At 31.5% G+C, this 14,584-nt stretch carries 17 protein-coding genes and 1 riboswitch; of the genes, 10 read left to right on the top strand and 7 right to left on the bottom strand.

Annotation, left to right across the window (positions count from 1 at the left end):
• Positions 1-210: 210 nt before the first annotated feature.
• From CAB05_RS15120 to CAB05_RS15105, 4 genes are all read left to right on the top strand, one after another.
• Positions 211-951, top strand: a complete 741-nt coding sequence (locus tag CAB05_RS15120) for a 3-deoxy-manno-octulosonate cytidylyltransferase (protein WP_088001248.1) — start codon at positions 211-213, stop codon at positions 949-951.
• On the top strand, positions 939-2,600 hold the full coding sequence (locus CAB05_RS15115; protein WP_088001246.1) for an aldolase catalytic domain-containing protein: 1,662 nt from the start codon (positions 939-941) through the stop codon (positions 2,598-2,600). The genes CAB05_RS15120 and CAB05_RS15115 overlap by 13 nt, the downstream gene beginning before the upstream one ends.
• Entirely contained in the window at positions 2,597-3,250 is a 654-nt protein-coding gene (locus tag CAB05_RS15110; RefSeq protein ID WP_088001244.1) for an HAD hydrolase-like protein, read from the top strand. Before CAB05_RS15115 ends, CAB05_RS15110 begins: the two co-directional genes overlap by 4 nt.
• Positions 3,251-3,373: 123 nt before the next feature.
• Complete coding sequence (locus CAB05_RS15105; RefSeq protein WP_088001242.1) at positions 3,374-4,285, top strand: LCP family glycopolymer transferase; 912 nt, start codon at positions 3,374-3,376, stop codon at positions 4,283-4,285.
• A 97-nt stretch (positions 4,286-4,382) separates the two neighbouring features.
• Here the strand turns inward: CAB05_RS15105 and CAB05_RS15100 are convergent, their stop codons facing one another.
• The 3 genes from CAB05_RS15100 to CAB05_RS22190 form a co-directional block, all read right to left on the bottom strand.
• A complete protein-coding gene (locus tag CAB05_RS15100; protein WP_088001240.1) occupies positions 4,383-4,703 on the bottom strand; it encodes a helix-turn-helix domain-containing protein in 321 nt (106 codons plus the stop codon).
• A 186-nt stretch (positions 4,704-4,889) separates the two neighbouring features.
• The gene (locus CAB05_RS15095; protein WP_235821537.1) at positions 4,890-7,112 is read right to left on the bottom strand and encodes a right-handed parallel beta-helix repeat-containing protein; all 2,223 of its coding nucleotides are present in this window, start codon (positions 7,110-7,112) and stop codon (positions 4,890-4,892) included.
• A 210-nt stretch (positions 7,113-7,322) separates the two neighbouring features.
• Positions 7,323-7,460, bottom strand: a complete 138-nt coding sequence (locus tag CAB05_RS22190) for a hypothetical protein (RefSeq protein WP_158093289.1) — start codon at positions 7,458-7,460, stop codon at positions 7,323-7,325.
• A 459-nt stretch (positions 7,461-7,919) separates the two neighbouring features.
• Between CAB05_RS22190 and CAB05_RS15090 the strand changes: the two genes are divergently transcribed.
• The 5 genes from CAB05_RS15090 (at position 7,920) to CAB05_RS15070 (ending at position 11,779) form a co-directional block, all read left to right on the top strand.
• On the top strand, positions 7,920-8,468 hold the full coding sequence (locus tag CAB05_RS15090) for a hypothetical protein (RefSeq protein ID WP_088001237.1): 549 nt from the start codon (positions 7,920-7,922) through the stop codon (positions 8,466-8,468).
• Between the two features lie 65 nt (positions 8,469-8,533).
• The gene (lepB, locus tag CAB05_RS15085) at positions 8,534-9,103 is read left to right on the top strand and encodes a signal peptidase I (protein WP_088001235.1); all 570 of its coding nucleotides are present in this window, start codon (positions 8,534-8,536) and stop codon (positions 9,101-9,103) included.
• A gap of 21 nt (positions 9,104-9,124) precedes the next feature.
• Positions 9,125-9,778 (top strand): hypothetical protein, encoded by a 654-nt coding sequence (locus tag CAB05_RS15080; protein WP_088001233.1) that lies wholly within the window; start codon positions 9,125-9,127, stop codon positions 9,776-9,778.
• A 67-nt stretch (positions 9,779-9,845) separates the two neighbouring features.
• Positions 9,846-10,628 carry a hypothetical protein gene (locus tag CAB05_RS15075; protein WP_088001231.1) on the top strand — a complete coding sequence of 261 codons (783 nt, stop codon included), beginning with the start codon at positions 9,846-9,848 and terminating at the stop codon, positions 10,626-10,628.
• A gap of 92 nt (positions 10,629-10,720) precedes the next feature.
• Positions 10,721-11,779 (top strand): hypothetical protein, encoded by a 1,059-nt coding sequence (locus tag CAB05_RS15070; RefSeq protein WP_088001229.1) that lies wholly within the window; start codon positions 10,721-10,723, stop codon positions 11,777-11,779.
• 42 nt (positions 11,780-11,821) lie between these two features.
• On the opposite strand, the gene CAB05_RS15065 is transcribed toward CAB05_RS15070, so the two are convergent.
• The 3 genes from CAB05_RS15065 to CAB05_RS22185 form a co-directional block, all read right to left on the bottom strand.
• A complete protein-coding gene (locus tag CAB05_RS15065; protein WP_088001227.1) occupies positions 11,822-12,097 on the bottom strand; it encodes an Ig-like domain-containing protein in 276 nt (91 codons plus the stop codon).
• A 209-nt stretch (positions 12,098-12,306) separates the two neighbouring features.
• Positions 12,307-12,630 carry a helix-turn-helix domain-containing protein gene (locus tag CAB05_RS15060; protein WP_088001225.1) on the bottom strand — a complete coding sequence of 108 codons (324 nt, stop codon included), beginning with the start codon at positions 12,628-12,630 and terminating at the stop codon, positions 12,307-12,309.
• 60 nt (positions 12,631-12,690) lie between these two features.
• Entirely contained in the window at positions 12,691-12,828 is a 138-nt protein-coding gene (locus tag CAB05_RS22185) for a hypothetical protein (protein WP_158093288.1), read from the bottom strand.
• Positions 12,829-12,863: 35 nt separating this feature from the next.
• Positions 12,864-12,986, bottom strand: a riboswitch (cyclic di-GMP riboswitch).
• A 389-nt stretch (positions 12,987-13,375) separates the two neighbouring features.
• On the opposite strand from CAB05_RS22185, the gene CAB05_RS15055 reads away from it, so the two are divergent.
• Entirely contained in the window at positions 13,376-13,825 is a 450-nt protein-coding gene (locus CAB05_RS15055; RefSeq protein ID WP_088001223.1) for a chemotaxis protein CheX, read from the top strand.
• Between the two features lie 44 nt (positions 13,826-13,869).
• On the opposite strand, the gene CAB05_RS15050 is transcribed toward CAB05_RS15055, so the two are convergent.
• Positions 13,870-14,385: a sigma-70 family RNA polymerase sigma factor gene (locus CAB05_RS15050; RefSeq protein WP_088001221.1), complete on the bottom strand. Its 516-nt coding sequence runs from the start codon at positions 14,383-14,385 to the stop codon at positions 13,870-13,872.
• Between the last annotated feature and the right edge of the window lie 199 nt (positions 14,386-14,584).

Raw genomic sequence — 14,584 nt, 5'->3', positions numbered from 1 at the left:
AAAATTCTATTTTATTTAATTGACACACTTATCAATAAGTGTTAGTTTTATTTTATAGTTCGTTCTTTATTGCGAACAAAGGAGGAATTTTACCTTGTACTATCAGTTTAATTTTGTTAAATAATTAGTGTTATGAATAGAAATAACTCTATTTTTTTATATTTTCGTTCGTTATAAGAAACAAATATTCGATAAATAGGAGGAAACGCTATGAAAATTGTTGGAGTTATTCCAGCTAGGTTTAATTCTTCAAGATTTAAAGGGAAACCATTAGCAGATATATGTGGGAAACCAATGATATGGTGGGTACACCAGCAGTTGAAATTAGTAAATGAACTTTTTGATGTTTATGTAGCTACAGATGATGTAAGAATTAAAAATGTCTGCGAAGAATATGGAATTAAAACTGTAATGACCTCCGAAAGTCACAAAACACATCTAGATCGACTACATGAAGTTTCTACAAAGATTGACGCAGATTTTTACGTGAATGTAAATGGAGATGAGCCTTTAATTGAGTCTCAAGCGATTTCTAAAATATTACCAAAAGACGTTGATCCAAATTCAATTTATATATCAAATCTAATGACAGAGTTAAAGAATCCATTAGAAGCAGTTGATTTTTCGAAAATAAAAATTGCGACAGATGTATTTGGATATGGACTATATATGGCTAGAAGTCCAATCCCTTATCCGAAGGGAACTTATGAATTTAACTATAAAAAATTTGTTGGTGTGCAATGTTTTACTAAAAGTGCACTTGAATTTTGCAATAAGTCTAAAAGGGGACCAATTGAAGAAGCAGAAGATATTGATGAATTTAGATTTTTAGAGAATGGACAAAAAATTAAATTTATCGAAGCTGATGTAACTACTTTATCTGTTGATACACCAAAAGATCTTGAAAAAGTCAAAATGATCATAAAAAATCGACTTGAATGCGTGGTGTAAACGTGAATAATATTAGGTTGCTGGATTGTACGTTACGAGATGGTGGGTATATTAATAATTGGAATTTTGGACAAAAAAGCATTAAGAAGATCATTGAAAAGTTAGCAATATCTAACATTGATATTATCGAGTGTGGATTTGTTAGAGATATTGAATTTACTAATAATAAGTCGATTTTTAATGATGTCGAGACTATTAAAGAATTTATTAGCCCGAAGAATAGAAATATTACTTATGTAGGTATGATTGATCAACCGTATATTCCAATTGATAGAATTAAAGAGTACGATGGAACTTCTATTGATGGATTTCGTCTAACCTTTCATGAGAATGAAAAAGAAATTGAAGAGGCATTAACCTATGGCAAAATATTAATGGAGAAAGGCTATAAAGTCTTTATTCAACCGGTTGGAACTACAAGCTATTCGGATGAAAGCCTCCTAGAACTTATTAAAAAAGTTAATAAGTTAAAACCATACGCTTTTTATTTGGTGGATACTCTTGGACTCATGTATAAAAATGATCTTTTAAGAATGTATCATCTGATTGACCACAATCTGGATGAATCAATTAGTATAGGATTTCATTCACATAATAATCTTCAATTATCATTTTCAAATGCTCAAGAGTTATTAATGCTACACACTAAGAGAAATATAATCATAGATTCTTCTGTATTTGGAATGGGAAGAGGCGCAGGTAATCTATGTACAGAGCTTGTAACTCAATATATTAATGAAAACATAGAAGAAAAATATAATGTGGTACCAATATTAGAAATCATTGATGAGCATCTAAGTAAATTTTCATCTGAATCTCAATGGGGTTATTCAGTTCCATATTTTATTGCAGCGATCAATAACTGTCACCCTAATTACGCTTCTTTTTTAATGAATAAACAAACGATATCAGTAAAATCCATTAATACGATATTAAAACAGCTTCCATTGAAAAAAAGGGATATTTATGATGAGTTATATATTGAGGATTTATATATTAATCATCAAATCTATTTAATTGATGATTCAGAAAATCTTGATGCATTAAATCGGCTTATTGCTAATCAAAAAGTACTTATAATCGCACCTGGAAAATCTGTTGAAACACAAGTAGAAAAAATAAGGGCGTTTATAAAAGAGTATAATCCTTTTATTGTTAGTGTGAATTTTAACCCAGATAGTTATAAGAGTGATGCTATATTTATTAGTAATTTAAAACGATTCGATGGTATAGCAGATACCATTAAAGAAATTACAAATAATACATTATTAATAACTACTTCAAATATTACTAAATCAAAGGTGAATAATTCTTTAGTTGTAAATTACTCTGATTTACTTCTTGATAATCCAACAATATCGGATAACGCGGGTTTAATGTTATTAAATCTTCTGAACCGTTTATCTGTAAACAAGGTGTATCTAGCTGGATTTGATGGCTTTAGTCTCGATAAATCGACAAACTACTACTCTACTGAATTGATTTATAATATTGAAATGGAAGAACTTGTGAAGAAAAACGAAGTGATTAGAAAGCAATTAGCTTTCCTTGAGAAAAACATGGAAATAAATTTTGTAACGACTACTATTTATCATGATTTGGATCCAAATGATAAAACTTCATCATTAATTGAGCTGGAGGCAAAATGAAATATTCCACTGTAATTTTTGACTTAGATGGAACATTATTAGATACTTCCGAGGGAATAATGGTGGGTGCAAGTTATACCGCTAGTAAAATGGGAGTTTCAGAATTAACAAGCGAACAACAAAGAAGTTTTATTGGTCCGTCACCTTATCACTCTTTTATTCGCGAATGTGGTTTTACTGAGAGTAAAGCGAGAGAAGCTGTTGAAATTTATAGACAAAGGTATAAAGAAAAAGGTCTTTATGAGGCAAAACATTATGGGTTTGTAAAGGAATTATTAAAAGCATTAAAAGATAAAGAATATAAGACCGGAGTAGCAACTTTAAAAAGAGATGATTTAGCGAAAGAGATTTTAATGAATTTCGAATTATCGATATACATTGACTCGATAAATGGAATTGATGACATGGATACGCTTAGTAAATCTGACATTATATTAATGTGTTTGAACGAATTAAGACAGAATGATTTATCTAAAGTAGTCTTAATCGGTGATAGTGTGCATGATGCGATTGGTGCTGAACAGGTGGGTATTGACTTTATTGCTGTAACGTATGGATTCGGGTTTAAAAATAAAGAAGAAGTAAGTGCAAGTAAAAATGTATTTATCGCGGAAAGTGTTGAAGAGATAATAAAATACTTGAATTTATAAACAAAAATACATTCACTTACACATCGTTGTTCTTAATAAAGAATAAATTTCTAATGATAATGCCACTTATTTAATAAAAGAGTGGTTATTTTCATTTGCAAATTTCAAGTGAAAAAGGGGCATATGATCGTGAATTGGAAAAAAATCTTGTTAAAAGCGGGTTTAACTTTACTCAGTCTAGCTTTAATCGTTGGAGTACTTGGAATGTATATATATCATGAGGTAGTAAGTACATCTAAAGTGATTTATCAACCAATTAAGAAGTCAGTTAGACGAGTTGAACCGATTAATGTAGTGGAAAAAGATCCGTTTTCTGTATTACTTTTGGGTGTTGATAAACGCGAAGGTGATAGAGGACGTTCTGATTCTTTAATGTTATTAACAGTTAATCCTAACAATGACACAACAAAGATAATTAGTATTCCGCGTGATACGAGAACCCTTATAGTTGGTAAAAATCGTATAGATAAAATTAATCATGCATATGCATTTGGTGGCGTACAAATGACGGTTAATACGGTTGAAAAATTCTTAAATATACCAATTGACTACTATATGGAAGTTAATATGGAAGGGTTCAAAGATGTGGTAGATGCAATTGGTGGTGTAAAGGTTAATAATACGTTGGATTTTACAAATGATGGTGTTCATTTTAAAAAAGGAAGCCTTTTTCTTAATGGTAGCGATGCACTTAGTTTTACTCGTATGCGATACGATGATCCGAATGGTGATTTTGGAAGAGAAGCTAGACAACGGCAAATTATTGAAGCTGTCATTACGCAAGGAGCAAAGATAGAAAATTTAATAGGTTATGATGAGATATTAAAATCGATTAAAAACAATTTAGTAACAAATTTTACAATACAAGAAATTTATAAAATTCAAAGAGAGTACCGTCAAGCAAGTGGAAATATTGAACAAGAACAACTACAAGGAAGTGGAAAACTAATCAAAGGTATTTATTATTACCAAGTGCCAGAAAAAAACCGTCTTACACTTTCAAATGAGTTACGTAAACAACTTTCATTAGAATGAAAATAGGAGATCCTATTATTCCTAATGTTTATTAATACTAAATAGTCCATAAAAACCTACCAATAAATTTTTAGTAGGTTTTTTATGGACTATTTTTTCATTTACCTTGTTTAAACTTATTAAATTCAATAAATTTTTTTAACTCCTCTTTTGGAATTCCTGAATCAATAGCCTCCTGCAATATTGTCATCCATTCCGAATCTATTACATTGGTTACATCATCATCTTCTTTAAGTAGGTTTTCTGCTGTTGTATTAAAAACTTCTGATATTTTATCTAGTACTTGAATAGAAGGGTTAGTTTGAAGCTGACGTTCGATTGAACTAATATAAGACTTAGCAACACCTGCTCGTTCGGCAAGCTCCGTTAAAGACATTCCATGTTGTAAACGTAGTTTTTTAATCCGTTCTCCGATCATACATGTTACCCCACATCTTTTTAGCTATAATAAAAAAGTATATCATATAAGTTTCGAGTAAATTAAATAAATTTCATGTGAATTAAAATGAAAACAAGCGAATCAATTTAGGATTCGCTTGTTCTTTGAAATGAAGTGATTGCTAAACTGAAAGATAAAAGGGACGAGGCTTGTCTTATTTGTTTGTTAATTAAAGATATTATTTTTAACATAAGGAAGTAATACACTTGGTACAGTAATCTTATTAACAACGTTTGCAGTTAACGTATTATTAGTAATTGATACATTTGTTGGGATCGTTGAGTTTTTGTTTAATTCAATTGCTGCACCAGTATGCCATGTGTCACCTGGATCAGTAGTGTTTGAAATGCGATTTCCTGTAATCAATAATCCATTTAAGGAGCCTTTTGTACCGCTTGAAGTTTGGAAAATACCATTTTTTCCACCTGATATCGTATTATTTGTAATGGATATGTTCGCCATAGGTCCATCTTGTACAGTAATGAAAACACCGGAAGAATTAGTGATGGTGTTTTGATCTACTGTCACATTTTTTGTCGTCCCTTTTATATAAAGAGAATAGTAACTAGTGTTCTTAAACGTATTGCCGCGAACGAGTAATCCATCTATTTTTAGAACGTCATAATAATCCGTAATAATTCCGACTTCGAAATTTGTAAACGTATTATCAATGAAAGACGTATCTTTGATATCTGTTACAGTAGCAAAAGTATAAGCGGCTGCCCCCTGACCATTACCTGTAAATGCGTTTCTTGAAAAAGTTGTTTTTTCTGATCCAGCTATAATAGAAACGGCGTCCCCAGTTGCCGAAACAGTGTTATCGTAAATTTGTGTATTAATTGAATTTATTCCCCAAGTGCCCTCGATTCTAAATCCGTCTGCTGAATTGATTGTATTTCTGTAGATTTCGAGATCCTTATTTTTAATCCAAACAAAAATTTGACTAACGTTTAATTTATTATCAAAAATTTTTGCACCATTTGTCTCCATCACTAGGAATCTGCCTGTTGGACAATTGACGGTATTATTATTGAATTCTACATGATTAAAATAATTGTTATCATTTTTTCCGCCTTCAAGTTGGACGCAGTAGTCACCATTGGATGCATTTGATGTAAAAGTGTTGTTGTAAATTTTCGCATCATCAAAATTCATTTCTTCCCATGGCTCGAAGTGTAGAGCCGGTCGTCCCAAAGTATTTGTACTAATATTATTGTAGATTTTTAAATGATTTACTTGTTCTATAACAATATTAGAACGTCCATTATTTTCTAAAATATTGTTTGAAATTGTGACATTATCACTTGCTGCAGTAGATCCTGAAATTGAGATACCATCTGCAACCGCATTTTTTAATCGATTGTTATCAATAACAATACGGTCCGCATCGAATGCAAAGATACAATGCATATGCTCGATTCCATCTGGATGTTTAAGCGCATTGCCATCACATGTGATATTTTGTACTTTTGTATCATTTGCCATGTTAATGACACGATAGTAACCTGAGCCACTTGTATCAGATAGTTTTAGTGTAACGGTATCACGATTTTCACCGACTATATTTACAAATGGTTTTAGATAGATTGGACGTAAACTGTACGTTCCCGCAGGAATATACACATTCCCTCCACCCCTAGAACCTAGATAATCGATAGCTGATTGAAAAGCAGCTGTGTCGTCTGAGCTACCGTTACCGACTGCGCCAAAATTTTTGACATTCACTTGATTTGTATCTAAAGCTGTTACAGTTACTAATACAGATTGTGTTTTTCCTCCATAGCTAATAGAAATTGTAGCAGAACCGGGATTAATGGCTGTTATGACACCATTAACATTAATTGATGCAATATTTGGATTTGAGGAAGAATATTGGCTGTTAGTTGTAACATTTGCAACCGATTGATCAGAATAATTCGCTTGAACAGCTAGAGATTTGGACTCATTGATTTTTAAGTCAATTGAATTAGGTATAACAGATAATGAGACAAGTTCTTTGACTGAAGAACTGTTGACCGTAATCGTGCTAGTGGCTTTTACACCATTTAGAGTAGCTGTAACTGTAGCTAAACCGTTATTTTTGGCTGTAATTAGGCCTGAATTACTAATCGTTGCAATCATATTATTTGAGATAGAGTATGTTACTAAATTTGTTACATCTTTTTTCGTTAGATTTGTATAAGTAGCTGTTACTTTCACTTGTGTGGTTTGGTTGATATTGCTGAAACTATAATTTGGTAAATTAAACGAAAGGGACTTAATACTACTTAACTTAGATTTAGCAATTTTAGAGGTTTTTGGTGTGAAATTTAGGGGATCTTTAATTGCAACTACTTGAACTACAACAACAGCTATTAATAATAAAGTGCTTATGAAGAGTAGAAGCATTTTTTTCAACTAATAAACATCTCCAATTGTATTTAATTATTTATATAGTATAGTATGGGACAAGTCTATCAATGTGATAGTAGAAAAGTGGAAGTTTTAAAAGTTGAATAATTTAAAAGTAATTAAATAAAAAAACCCATCAATGTTTCCTTTCTTAGGAAACGTTGATAGGGTTTACTATTTCATATTTTATTATGTAATTATTTTCAGCTAGACTCGTTTTACAGAAGAAGATGATTGTGTTAGAAATGCTTGAACTTCAGATGGCGAGATACCCGCATCAATACAGTCTAATATCAAATCTAACCAGCTAGGTTCATTTGAATTGTCTAGTAAACTTTCTTTCATACAATCTTCCTCCTAAAAATCTAAATATGAGCCTACATAATTCAATCATATTTTAAATAAAAATGGACAAGTATTGACCCATAGTTTATTTATACGTTGAATGATTATAAATCATTCTTAGAAAATGTGGGGAAATTGATTCAATATGCATTCAGTAGGATATAAAAAAACGATTGCAGGTGTGGACCTATGATTAAGGAACTTTATTTTTTAGGTCCCATACAACACCAATTATATGAGGACTTTCGCCTATATGAAGAGAGGTTAAATGATGTACGAATAGCCTAGGCAGGTCTCTTTTTTTATCAATTTTCTACAAAGAATGATTTGAAAAAGTCGATATTTGTTTTATTTTATTTGGAATAAAGGTGTTGTAATTAGGAAATTCGTTCTATATAATGAAGCTTGTGAGGTTGTTCATTATAAAGAACATAATGAGATGAAAGGGGTAAATACTAAATGATTACCCGGAAGAAAAAACATAAAAAACAATCAAAGAAAACTAAAATTATTGTTAGTATGATAGCAGCTGGTGCGATTGTAGTATCATCCACAAGTATTGCTTTTGGTGAAGCTGATGTATCTACTTTACTATCTAACTGGTACCAAACAAAAATAACAGAAGAAAAAAACAAGATTACCGAGGCAGCTATCGTAAAAACTGAAGTGGAGAAAGCGAAGTTAATAGAACAAATTCGAACTGATATTGAAACTTCTGCTTCAGAAATCGTTCTTTATTCAGAACAAAAAAACGCGGAAATTCAACTGGCGATCGAGCAAAAGAGGAAAGAGCTAGAGGAAGAAATAATCAAGAAGAATAGTGAAGATAAAAATAAGGTAAAAGAAGAAATTGAACAATCTACCGAAGCTCAAATGGAAGAAATAAAAAAAGACAAAGATAATAAAAAATCTGATGATCAGTTAAATGATTCAAAAAATGAGAATGAACAATCAATTGACGATTCAAAAGAACAAGATGATCAATCGAAGGATAAACCGAAAAATTAAGAAGAACACGCCATAGAGTATTCAAATAAAGACAATCAATAAAATTAAACAAATAGGAGAACCATATGAGCCAGATTAATATGAGTAGTGTTCAATTAAATGAAAGTACTGAAAAATTTACTAGTAAACTAGTAAGCTGGATTAAATATATTATTATATTAATATTTGTGTTTTTTATCTTCCATAATGTAATTGGATTAACGAAAGTAAGTGGCAATTCAATGAATCCTACTTTTCAAGATGGTGGATTGATATTGGTAAATAAAATAGCAAAACTATATAAAGAGCCAAAGCTTGGAGATGTTGCTATTATAAGTCAACCAGATCAAGGGATTGATATTGTAAAACGAATCATTGGTGTAGCTGGTGATGTAGTGAAAATTCAAGAAGGTATTGTATATGTGAATAATGAGCCAATACCGGAAGTAATAGCATTAGGCAAATCCACTGATTTGGCAGAGCAAACTATACCTGATGGTTCAGTATTTGTTATGGGAGATAATCGTACACCGGGAGAAAGCCTAGATAGTAGAGACCCAAGTGTTGGACCAATCTCAGTTAACTTCATTAAAGGATATGTTGTTTATTCATTACTACCATTCCATAGTATTCCTAAACCATTGGTACTCCAATAATATTGATTAAGAGGTGGGAATATGAAGAGGCTACTAAATTATAAAAGAGCTTTTGCTTGTGTATTCATTGGACTTGCCATGGCATTAAGTATGGGAAGTGTGTATGCTAACACAGATGTAAAAACACTGTTTACTCAATGGGCCGATAGAAAAATAAATCTAGTCAAAAGTAAACTAAATGTTGAACAAGAGAAAGCTTTAAATAAAGAACAAGAAGCAATCATTAAGCAAGTAACTAGTTTAAACGTAAACACTTTAAAAGAAATTGAAAACTCTCAATCTAAAATTCAAAAAGAAGTAATATCTGATATTCAGAAAGAACTTTCATCTCTTGAATCAAGATTAGATAATTCATATAAAGTGAAAAAACAAAAAGTAACTGGAGATTTTGACTTAGCTGTTGAGGAAGTAACTGGTAATATTCATAATGAATTAAATACAATTTATGAAGATCCACAATTAGTTCCAAGTGATGATACTCATAAAGTTGATTTTCCTTCATATGAAGACGCTCATTTATTAGTAAACGAAGAAATAGAAAAGACGAAGAAAACAATTAATCAATTGAAAAGTATGGCTGATCAATCACAAGACAGTCATGTGAAAAAATTTTTACTTGATAAAGCATTGGTATTAGAAATCATCATTCAAAATATCGAAAAAAATGAACACTGATATGTTTCGTCGTTCGTTATAAAGAACGGTACTAATATATAAATTACATAAATAAGGAGAGTTTGCAATGAAAAAAGTACTTACATTAAAAGGGAAAATTGCAGTAGGCTTAGCATCAGCCACATTATTAGGTTCTACAGGAGTTGCATTTGCAAGTAGTAACGCAGGTACACAATTTGGTATTTGGGCAGATGCACGTATCCAAGCAGCACAAACAACAATTACAACAGCATTAGGATTATCGAAAGCAAGTGCACTTACTACACTTCAAAATGAAACTAATGCAAAGAAAACGAGTGCAGTAACTGAAGTGAATACAGCAGCTCAAACTGAATCAAATGCAACTCAAGCTGCAATTCAAGCTAAACTTGATGAGCATGTAGCTAGTTTACAAACTGCTTTCAACTCATATTCATCAACTCTTGGTTCTAAATTCGATACATTCGTATCACAACAAAATGCTGCAACTCAGTCATCATTTACTCAAAAAATAGCTGAATTAACAACTCAGTTAACAAGTGCAATCTCAACAGCGCAAAATGCTGGTGTAAATAAAATTACTGAGGAGGCACTGTTAAAGAAAAGCCAAGCAACTACTGATTTAATTTCAAAAATTAATCAAGTAAAAGCAGATCTTCAAGCAATTATTACGTATGAACAAAATATCGCCCAAGGTGAAGTAAACGCATATTTAGCTGCTCAACTAACAGAAGCAACGAATACGCTAAACGCTTTAATTAACACATTAAAAACAAATGCGATTAATGTGATTAATCAAACTGGCGATCCAATCGTTACGCAAGCAGAAGCAGATTTACAAGCAATTGTAAATGGAATTCCAAACAATTAGGTAGTAATTGGTATTTTGTGACAAATGCATAAAATATCGTTCTCAATAAAGAACAAAAAATAAAAAATATAAATTTTAGGGAGAGATTATTTATGAAAAACGCATTATCATTAAAAGGGAAAATCGCAGCTGGTCTTGCAGCAGCAACATTATTAAGTTCAACTGGAGTAGCATTTGCAAACAGTAATGCAGGAACACAATTTGGAGTATGGGCAGATGCTAGAATTCAAGCAGCTCAAAACGCAGTTGGACTTGCATTAGGTCTATCAAAAGCAAACGCATTAAACACGCTTCAAAATGAAACGAACACAAAGAAAAATACAGCTGTAAGTGAAGTAAATACAGCAGCTCAAACTGAATCAAACGCAACTCAAGCTGCAATTCAAGCTAAGCTTGATGAGCATTTAGCTAGTTTACAAAATGCATTTAACTCATATTCATCAACTCTTGGTGCAAAGTTTGATGCATTCGTAGCACTACAAAATGCTGCAACTCAATCTTTATTTAGTCAAAAAGTAGCTGAGTTAACTGGTCAATTAACTACAGCAATTACATCGGCACAAGCTGCAGGTGTTGAAAAAGTAACTGAAGAGTCTTTATTAAAGAAGAGCCAAGCAACTTCTGACTTAATTGCGAAAATCAATAAAGTAAAAGCAGATTTACAAGCATTAATTAATGCTGAGCAAAATACAGCTACAACAGAAGTAAATGCATTTTTAACTTCACAAGTTAATGGAGCAAATACTACATTAAATAACACGATTGAAACTTTAAAAGCTAATGCGGTTGCGGCATTCGCAGCAGCTGGTCAAGATGTTGAAGATAGTGCAATCTTAAACTTCGATAAAGTAATTAGCCGTTTAGATAAAGAAACACCAATTAAAGTTGATGTACAAAAGTTAAAAGTTATTGATCTTGGAATTATCGATGGCAACAGAACTTATAAAGTTGAAAATACAAATGAATTTGACGTAGTTTACAAATGGAAATTAACTTTCACAAACGCTGATGGTGTAAGTGAAACTAAATCTAAAGAAGGTAGTGCAGCTATGGGAGTAAGTTACTTTAATACACCAGTACTTGGTGGGGTTGTAATAATTCAATGGCAAAATGAAAATGGTGATTGGGTAACTGGATCTATTTATAACTAATATAAAATCAAAAATGCAATGGCAATTAGCCATTGCATTTTTTTATTGTGTCACAGTAAAACTTGTACTTCCAAAGCTACCAACTACGCCTTCTTTATATGCTTTAATGATGACCAAATAATTACCTACTTCAGAAGTTTGATATCCAGTATAACTTTGTAGGGTAATTGTAGCGAGTCCTTGACGGTTTGTCGTAGTTGTTACAATACTCATCATTCCAGTAGAAGGAGCTTGTGAGTTGAAATAAATCGACGCATTGCTAACTGGTTTATTAGATTGGTCAGTTACTTTTATTGATAGCAAGTAATATAATTGCACTTAAGAGAAATCTAGTTATCATTTTCAAATCTTTTATCATCTCCAGGTAGTTAAATTTGCGTACAAATTATCATATGGAATATGTGGTGTTTTTGAAAGGGAGTTTAGTGGAATTTACTATGATAAAAGATCTATTTAATAGATTTGCTTTTTAATAACAACAAAAATCCATCAAACTAGATATAAGTTCTATATCTAAATTTGATGGATTATTTACCTTGTTTATACTTATTAAACTCAATAAACTTCATTAATTCTTCTTTTGGAATACCCGAATTAATTGCTTCTTGAAGGATATTCATCCATTCAGAATCAATCGTCTTTGTTGGTGCAATATCATCTTCTTTTAAAAGGTTTTCGGCCGTCGTGTTAAAGACACCAGCTATTTTCTCTAGCACTTGAATTGAAGGGTTGCTTTGTAAGCCTCGTTCAATTGAACTTATGTAAGATTTTGCGATGCCTGCGCGTTCTGCAAGCTCAGTTAAAGACATTCCATGTTGTAAACGTAGTTTCTTTATGCGTTCTCCGATCATATTCCTACTCCATATCTTTTGACTATTACAAAAAGTATATCATAGTAGAGAGTAGATCACCTAGTTTTGACATGAATCCTTAATGCAATTGTAAAGAAATGTGCGAACTTCTTCAGGTGTAATCCCAGCCTCAATACATTCTAATAATAAATCCGTCCAGCTTGATTCAATATGATATTCCTTTAACTCTACTTGCATTGAATTAAACCTCCCAAAATTAAGGTATATGATACCCAGGTAACCCTGCCATCTTTGTTCAGTAAAATATATATAATACTAGGTCGTATATATCACGTTTGAACAGAAGATCAGTGGTTTTGCGTCCCAATTTTTCAAGTGGTTTGCCTTTTTCTGGGGGATAATTTCTCGACTTTTTAATATATTCTTAGTTCTAGTAGAAATTATATACTGAATTACATTCACAGATTGTAGGAATTTGTAACTACACAATAAATTAAAAAAATTTCAATAATATTATTTTCGTGTGATAAATAAAGGGAAATTTGTTAATTACGTAATATAATTTAAAATTTTCAGAAAAAATCTTTTCGACATCTAGTAAAAATATCCTCGAATAAAGGAAATCTATCAATATATAGTGAATTTAATAGATTTAAGTACTAGGTATGAAGAATTATATTTAATTTTTAAAATTTTTAAAATTCCTGAAAGGTTGCCGATATAATACATAGAAAATATATGGGGTTAAAAATAGGATAAAAGTTTTATATAAAAGGAGACAATTATGAGCGATTCAATGATCATTACTAAATTGTTAAATAGTGCAGTTCAGTCAATTAAAACTGTTATCCCATTAACATTTACAATAGGCGAACCGAAAAGGCTTAATGGAAATGTTGTAGAAGCACACTTAGGTGTACTTGTGGGAATGACTGGAGATTGTAAGGGTCAAACGATTTTAAAAGGACCAACGAATACATTTAGCCAACTTGCACTAGCAATGTTCGGAATGCCAGTAGAAAATGAAATATTGATCTCATTTACGGGTGAGTTAGGGAATATGATTGCTGGTAATTTAAGTACGTTTGCATCAGAGCAAGGAGTTGAGATGGATATCACGCCACCAACAGTTTGGGAAGGAAATACTACACTACACAATATTAAAACACCAATCGAATTAACAATGAACTTCGAAGGTGCCGGAGAAATGTCTTTAATCATTTCTGTTGCGTAAGTAAAAGAGTAATCAAATTGATTGATTACTCTTTTTTTGTTTCCTTAATCTTGTGTTTTTTGTTTCCTTAATCTTTTTAAAGCATAAAGATAACTTGACCGAACGCTAGCTTCCGGCATATTACATCTAATTGCAATCTCACTAAATGATTTACTCAAATAAAAGCGATCTATTAATATTTGTTTTTGTAGTGAAGAAACGCCTTCTAAGTGACTCATAAATTGCTCAAATAAAAATGCTTCGTCATGATAATGTACTTCTTCTTTGTACGAATCAACTACAACAAAACGTTGATCATACTTACTTTCTTTTGTCATTTCGTTTAATAAATGGCCACGAACCGTTGTATAAGCATGATTTGAAAAACTGCCTTTTTCCTCCTTAAAATGTTCAAATGCGTGCCACAAAGCAACTAAGCCAACTTGATAATAATCCTCGTAGTTTTTATAGATCCTAAGTGTTTTGATGAGTGATTTAACCATAGGTGTGTATTGAATCAAGCAGTCCTCAAATGATTTAGGCTTCATTCTTCCTGAGTTCGTTTGTTTTAGAGTTTTCATTTTTTCGCCCTTTTTAGGCGCGCCAATTGTTATTCCGCGGTGATGTAACTATATAAAATTAAATTGCTTATCTCACCTCAGTAAACTTTAAAAATGAAAAGAGAATGAATGTGTAAGTTTATGTTTTGAAGCTGAAACTTAATGTTTGGGTTGTATTTTTTGAGGAAAATTGATAAATGAAGTGATTTTATGAAAGAAA

The organism is Gottfriedia solisilvae, from assembly GCF_002128405.1.
Taxonomy (GTDB): domain Bacteria; phylum Bacillota; class Bacilli; order Bacillales; family Bacillaceae_G; genus Gottfriedia; species Gottfriedia solisilvae.
The sequence above is the reverse complement of the archived record's forward strand: the minus strand, read 5'-3'. Positions and strand labels throughout refer to the sequence as shown.

Excerpts from the sequence above, each read along its gene's own strand:
- CAB05_RS22190 (WP_158093289.1), bottom strand. The coding sequence starts at position 7,460 with ATGAAAGAAAGTTTACTAGACAATTCAAATGAACCTAGCTGGTTAGAT.
- CAB05_RS15075 (WP_088001231.1), top strand. The coding sequence starts at position 9,846 with ATGAAAAAAGTACTTACATTAAAAGGGAAAATTGCAGTAGGCTTAGCA.
- lepB (WP_088001235.1), top strand. The coding sequence starts at position 8,534 with ATGAGCCAGATTAATATGAGTAGTGTTCAATTAAATGAAAGTACTGAA.
- CAB05_RS15090 (WP_088001237.1), top strand. The coding sequence starts at position 7,920 with ATGATTACCCGGAAGAAAAAACATAAAAAACAATCAAAGAAAACTAAA.
- CAB05_RS15100 (WP_088001240.1), bottom strand. The coding sequence starts at position 4,703 with ATGATCGGAGAACGGATTAAAAAACTACGTTTACAACATGGAATGTCT.
- CAB05_RS15070 (WP_088001229.1), top strand. The coding sequence starts at position 10,721 with ATGAAAAACGCATTATCATTAAAAGGGAAAATCGCAGCTGGTCTTGCA.
- CAB05_RS15055 (WP_088001223.1), top strand. The coding sequence starts at position 13,376 with ATGAGCGATTCAATGATCATTACTAAATTGTTAAATAGTGCAGTTCAG.
- CAB05_RS15050 (WP_088001221.1), bottom strand. The coding sequence starts at position 14,385 with ATGAAAACTCTAAAACAAACGAACTCAGGAAGAATGAAGCCTAAATCA.
- CAB05_RS22185 (WP_158093288.1), bottom strand. The coding sequence starts at position 12,828 with ATGCAAGTAGAGTTAAAGGAATATCATATTGAATCAAGCTGGACGGAT.
- CAB05_RS15115 (WP_088001246.1), top strand. The coding sequence starts at position 939 with ATGCGTGGTGTAAACGTGAATAATATTAGGTTGCTGGATTGTACGTTA.
- CAB05_RS15120 (WP_088001248.1), top strand. The coding sequence starts at position 211 with ATGAAAATTGTTGGAGTTATTCCAGCTAGGTTTAATTCTTCAAGATTT.
- CAB05_RS15110 (WP_088001244.1), top strand. The coding sequence starts at position 2,597 with ATGAAATATTCCACTGTAATTTTTGACTTAGATGGAACATTATTAGAT.
- CAB05_RS15060 (WP_088001225.1), bottom strand. The coding sequence starts at position 12,630 with ATGATCGGAGAACGCATAAAGAAACTACGTTTACAACATGGAATGTCT.
- CAB05_RS15105 (WP_088001242.1), top strand. The coding sequence starts at position 3,374 with ATGATCGTGAATTGGAAAAAAATCTTGTTAAAAGCGGGTTTAACTTTA.
- CAB05_RS15080 (WP_088001233.1), top strand. The coding sequence starts at position 9,125 with ATGAAGAGGCTACTAAATTATAAAAGAGCTTTTGCTTGTGTATTCATT.
- CAB05_RS15095 (WP_235821537.1), bottom strand. The coding sequence starts at position 7,112 with ATGCTTCTACTCTTCATAAGCACTTTATTATTAATAGCTGTTGTTGTA.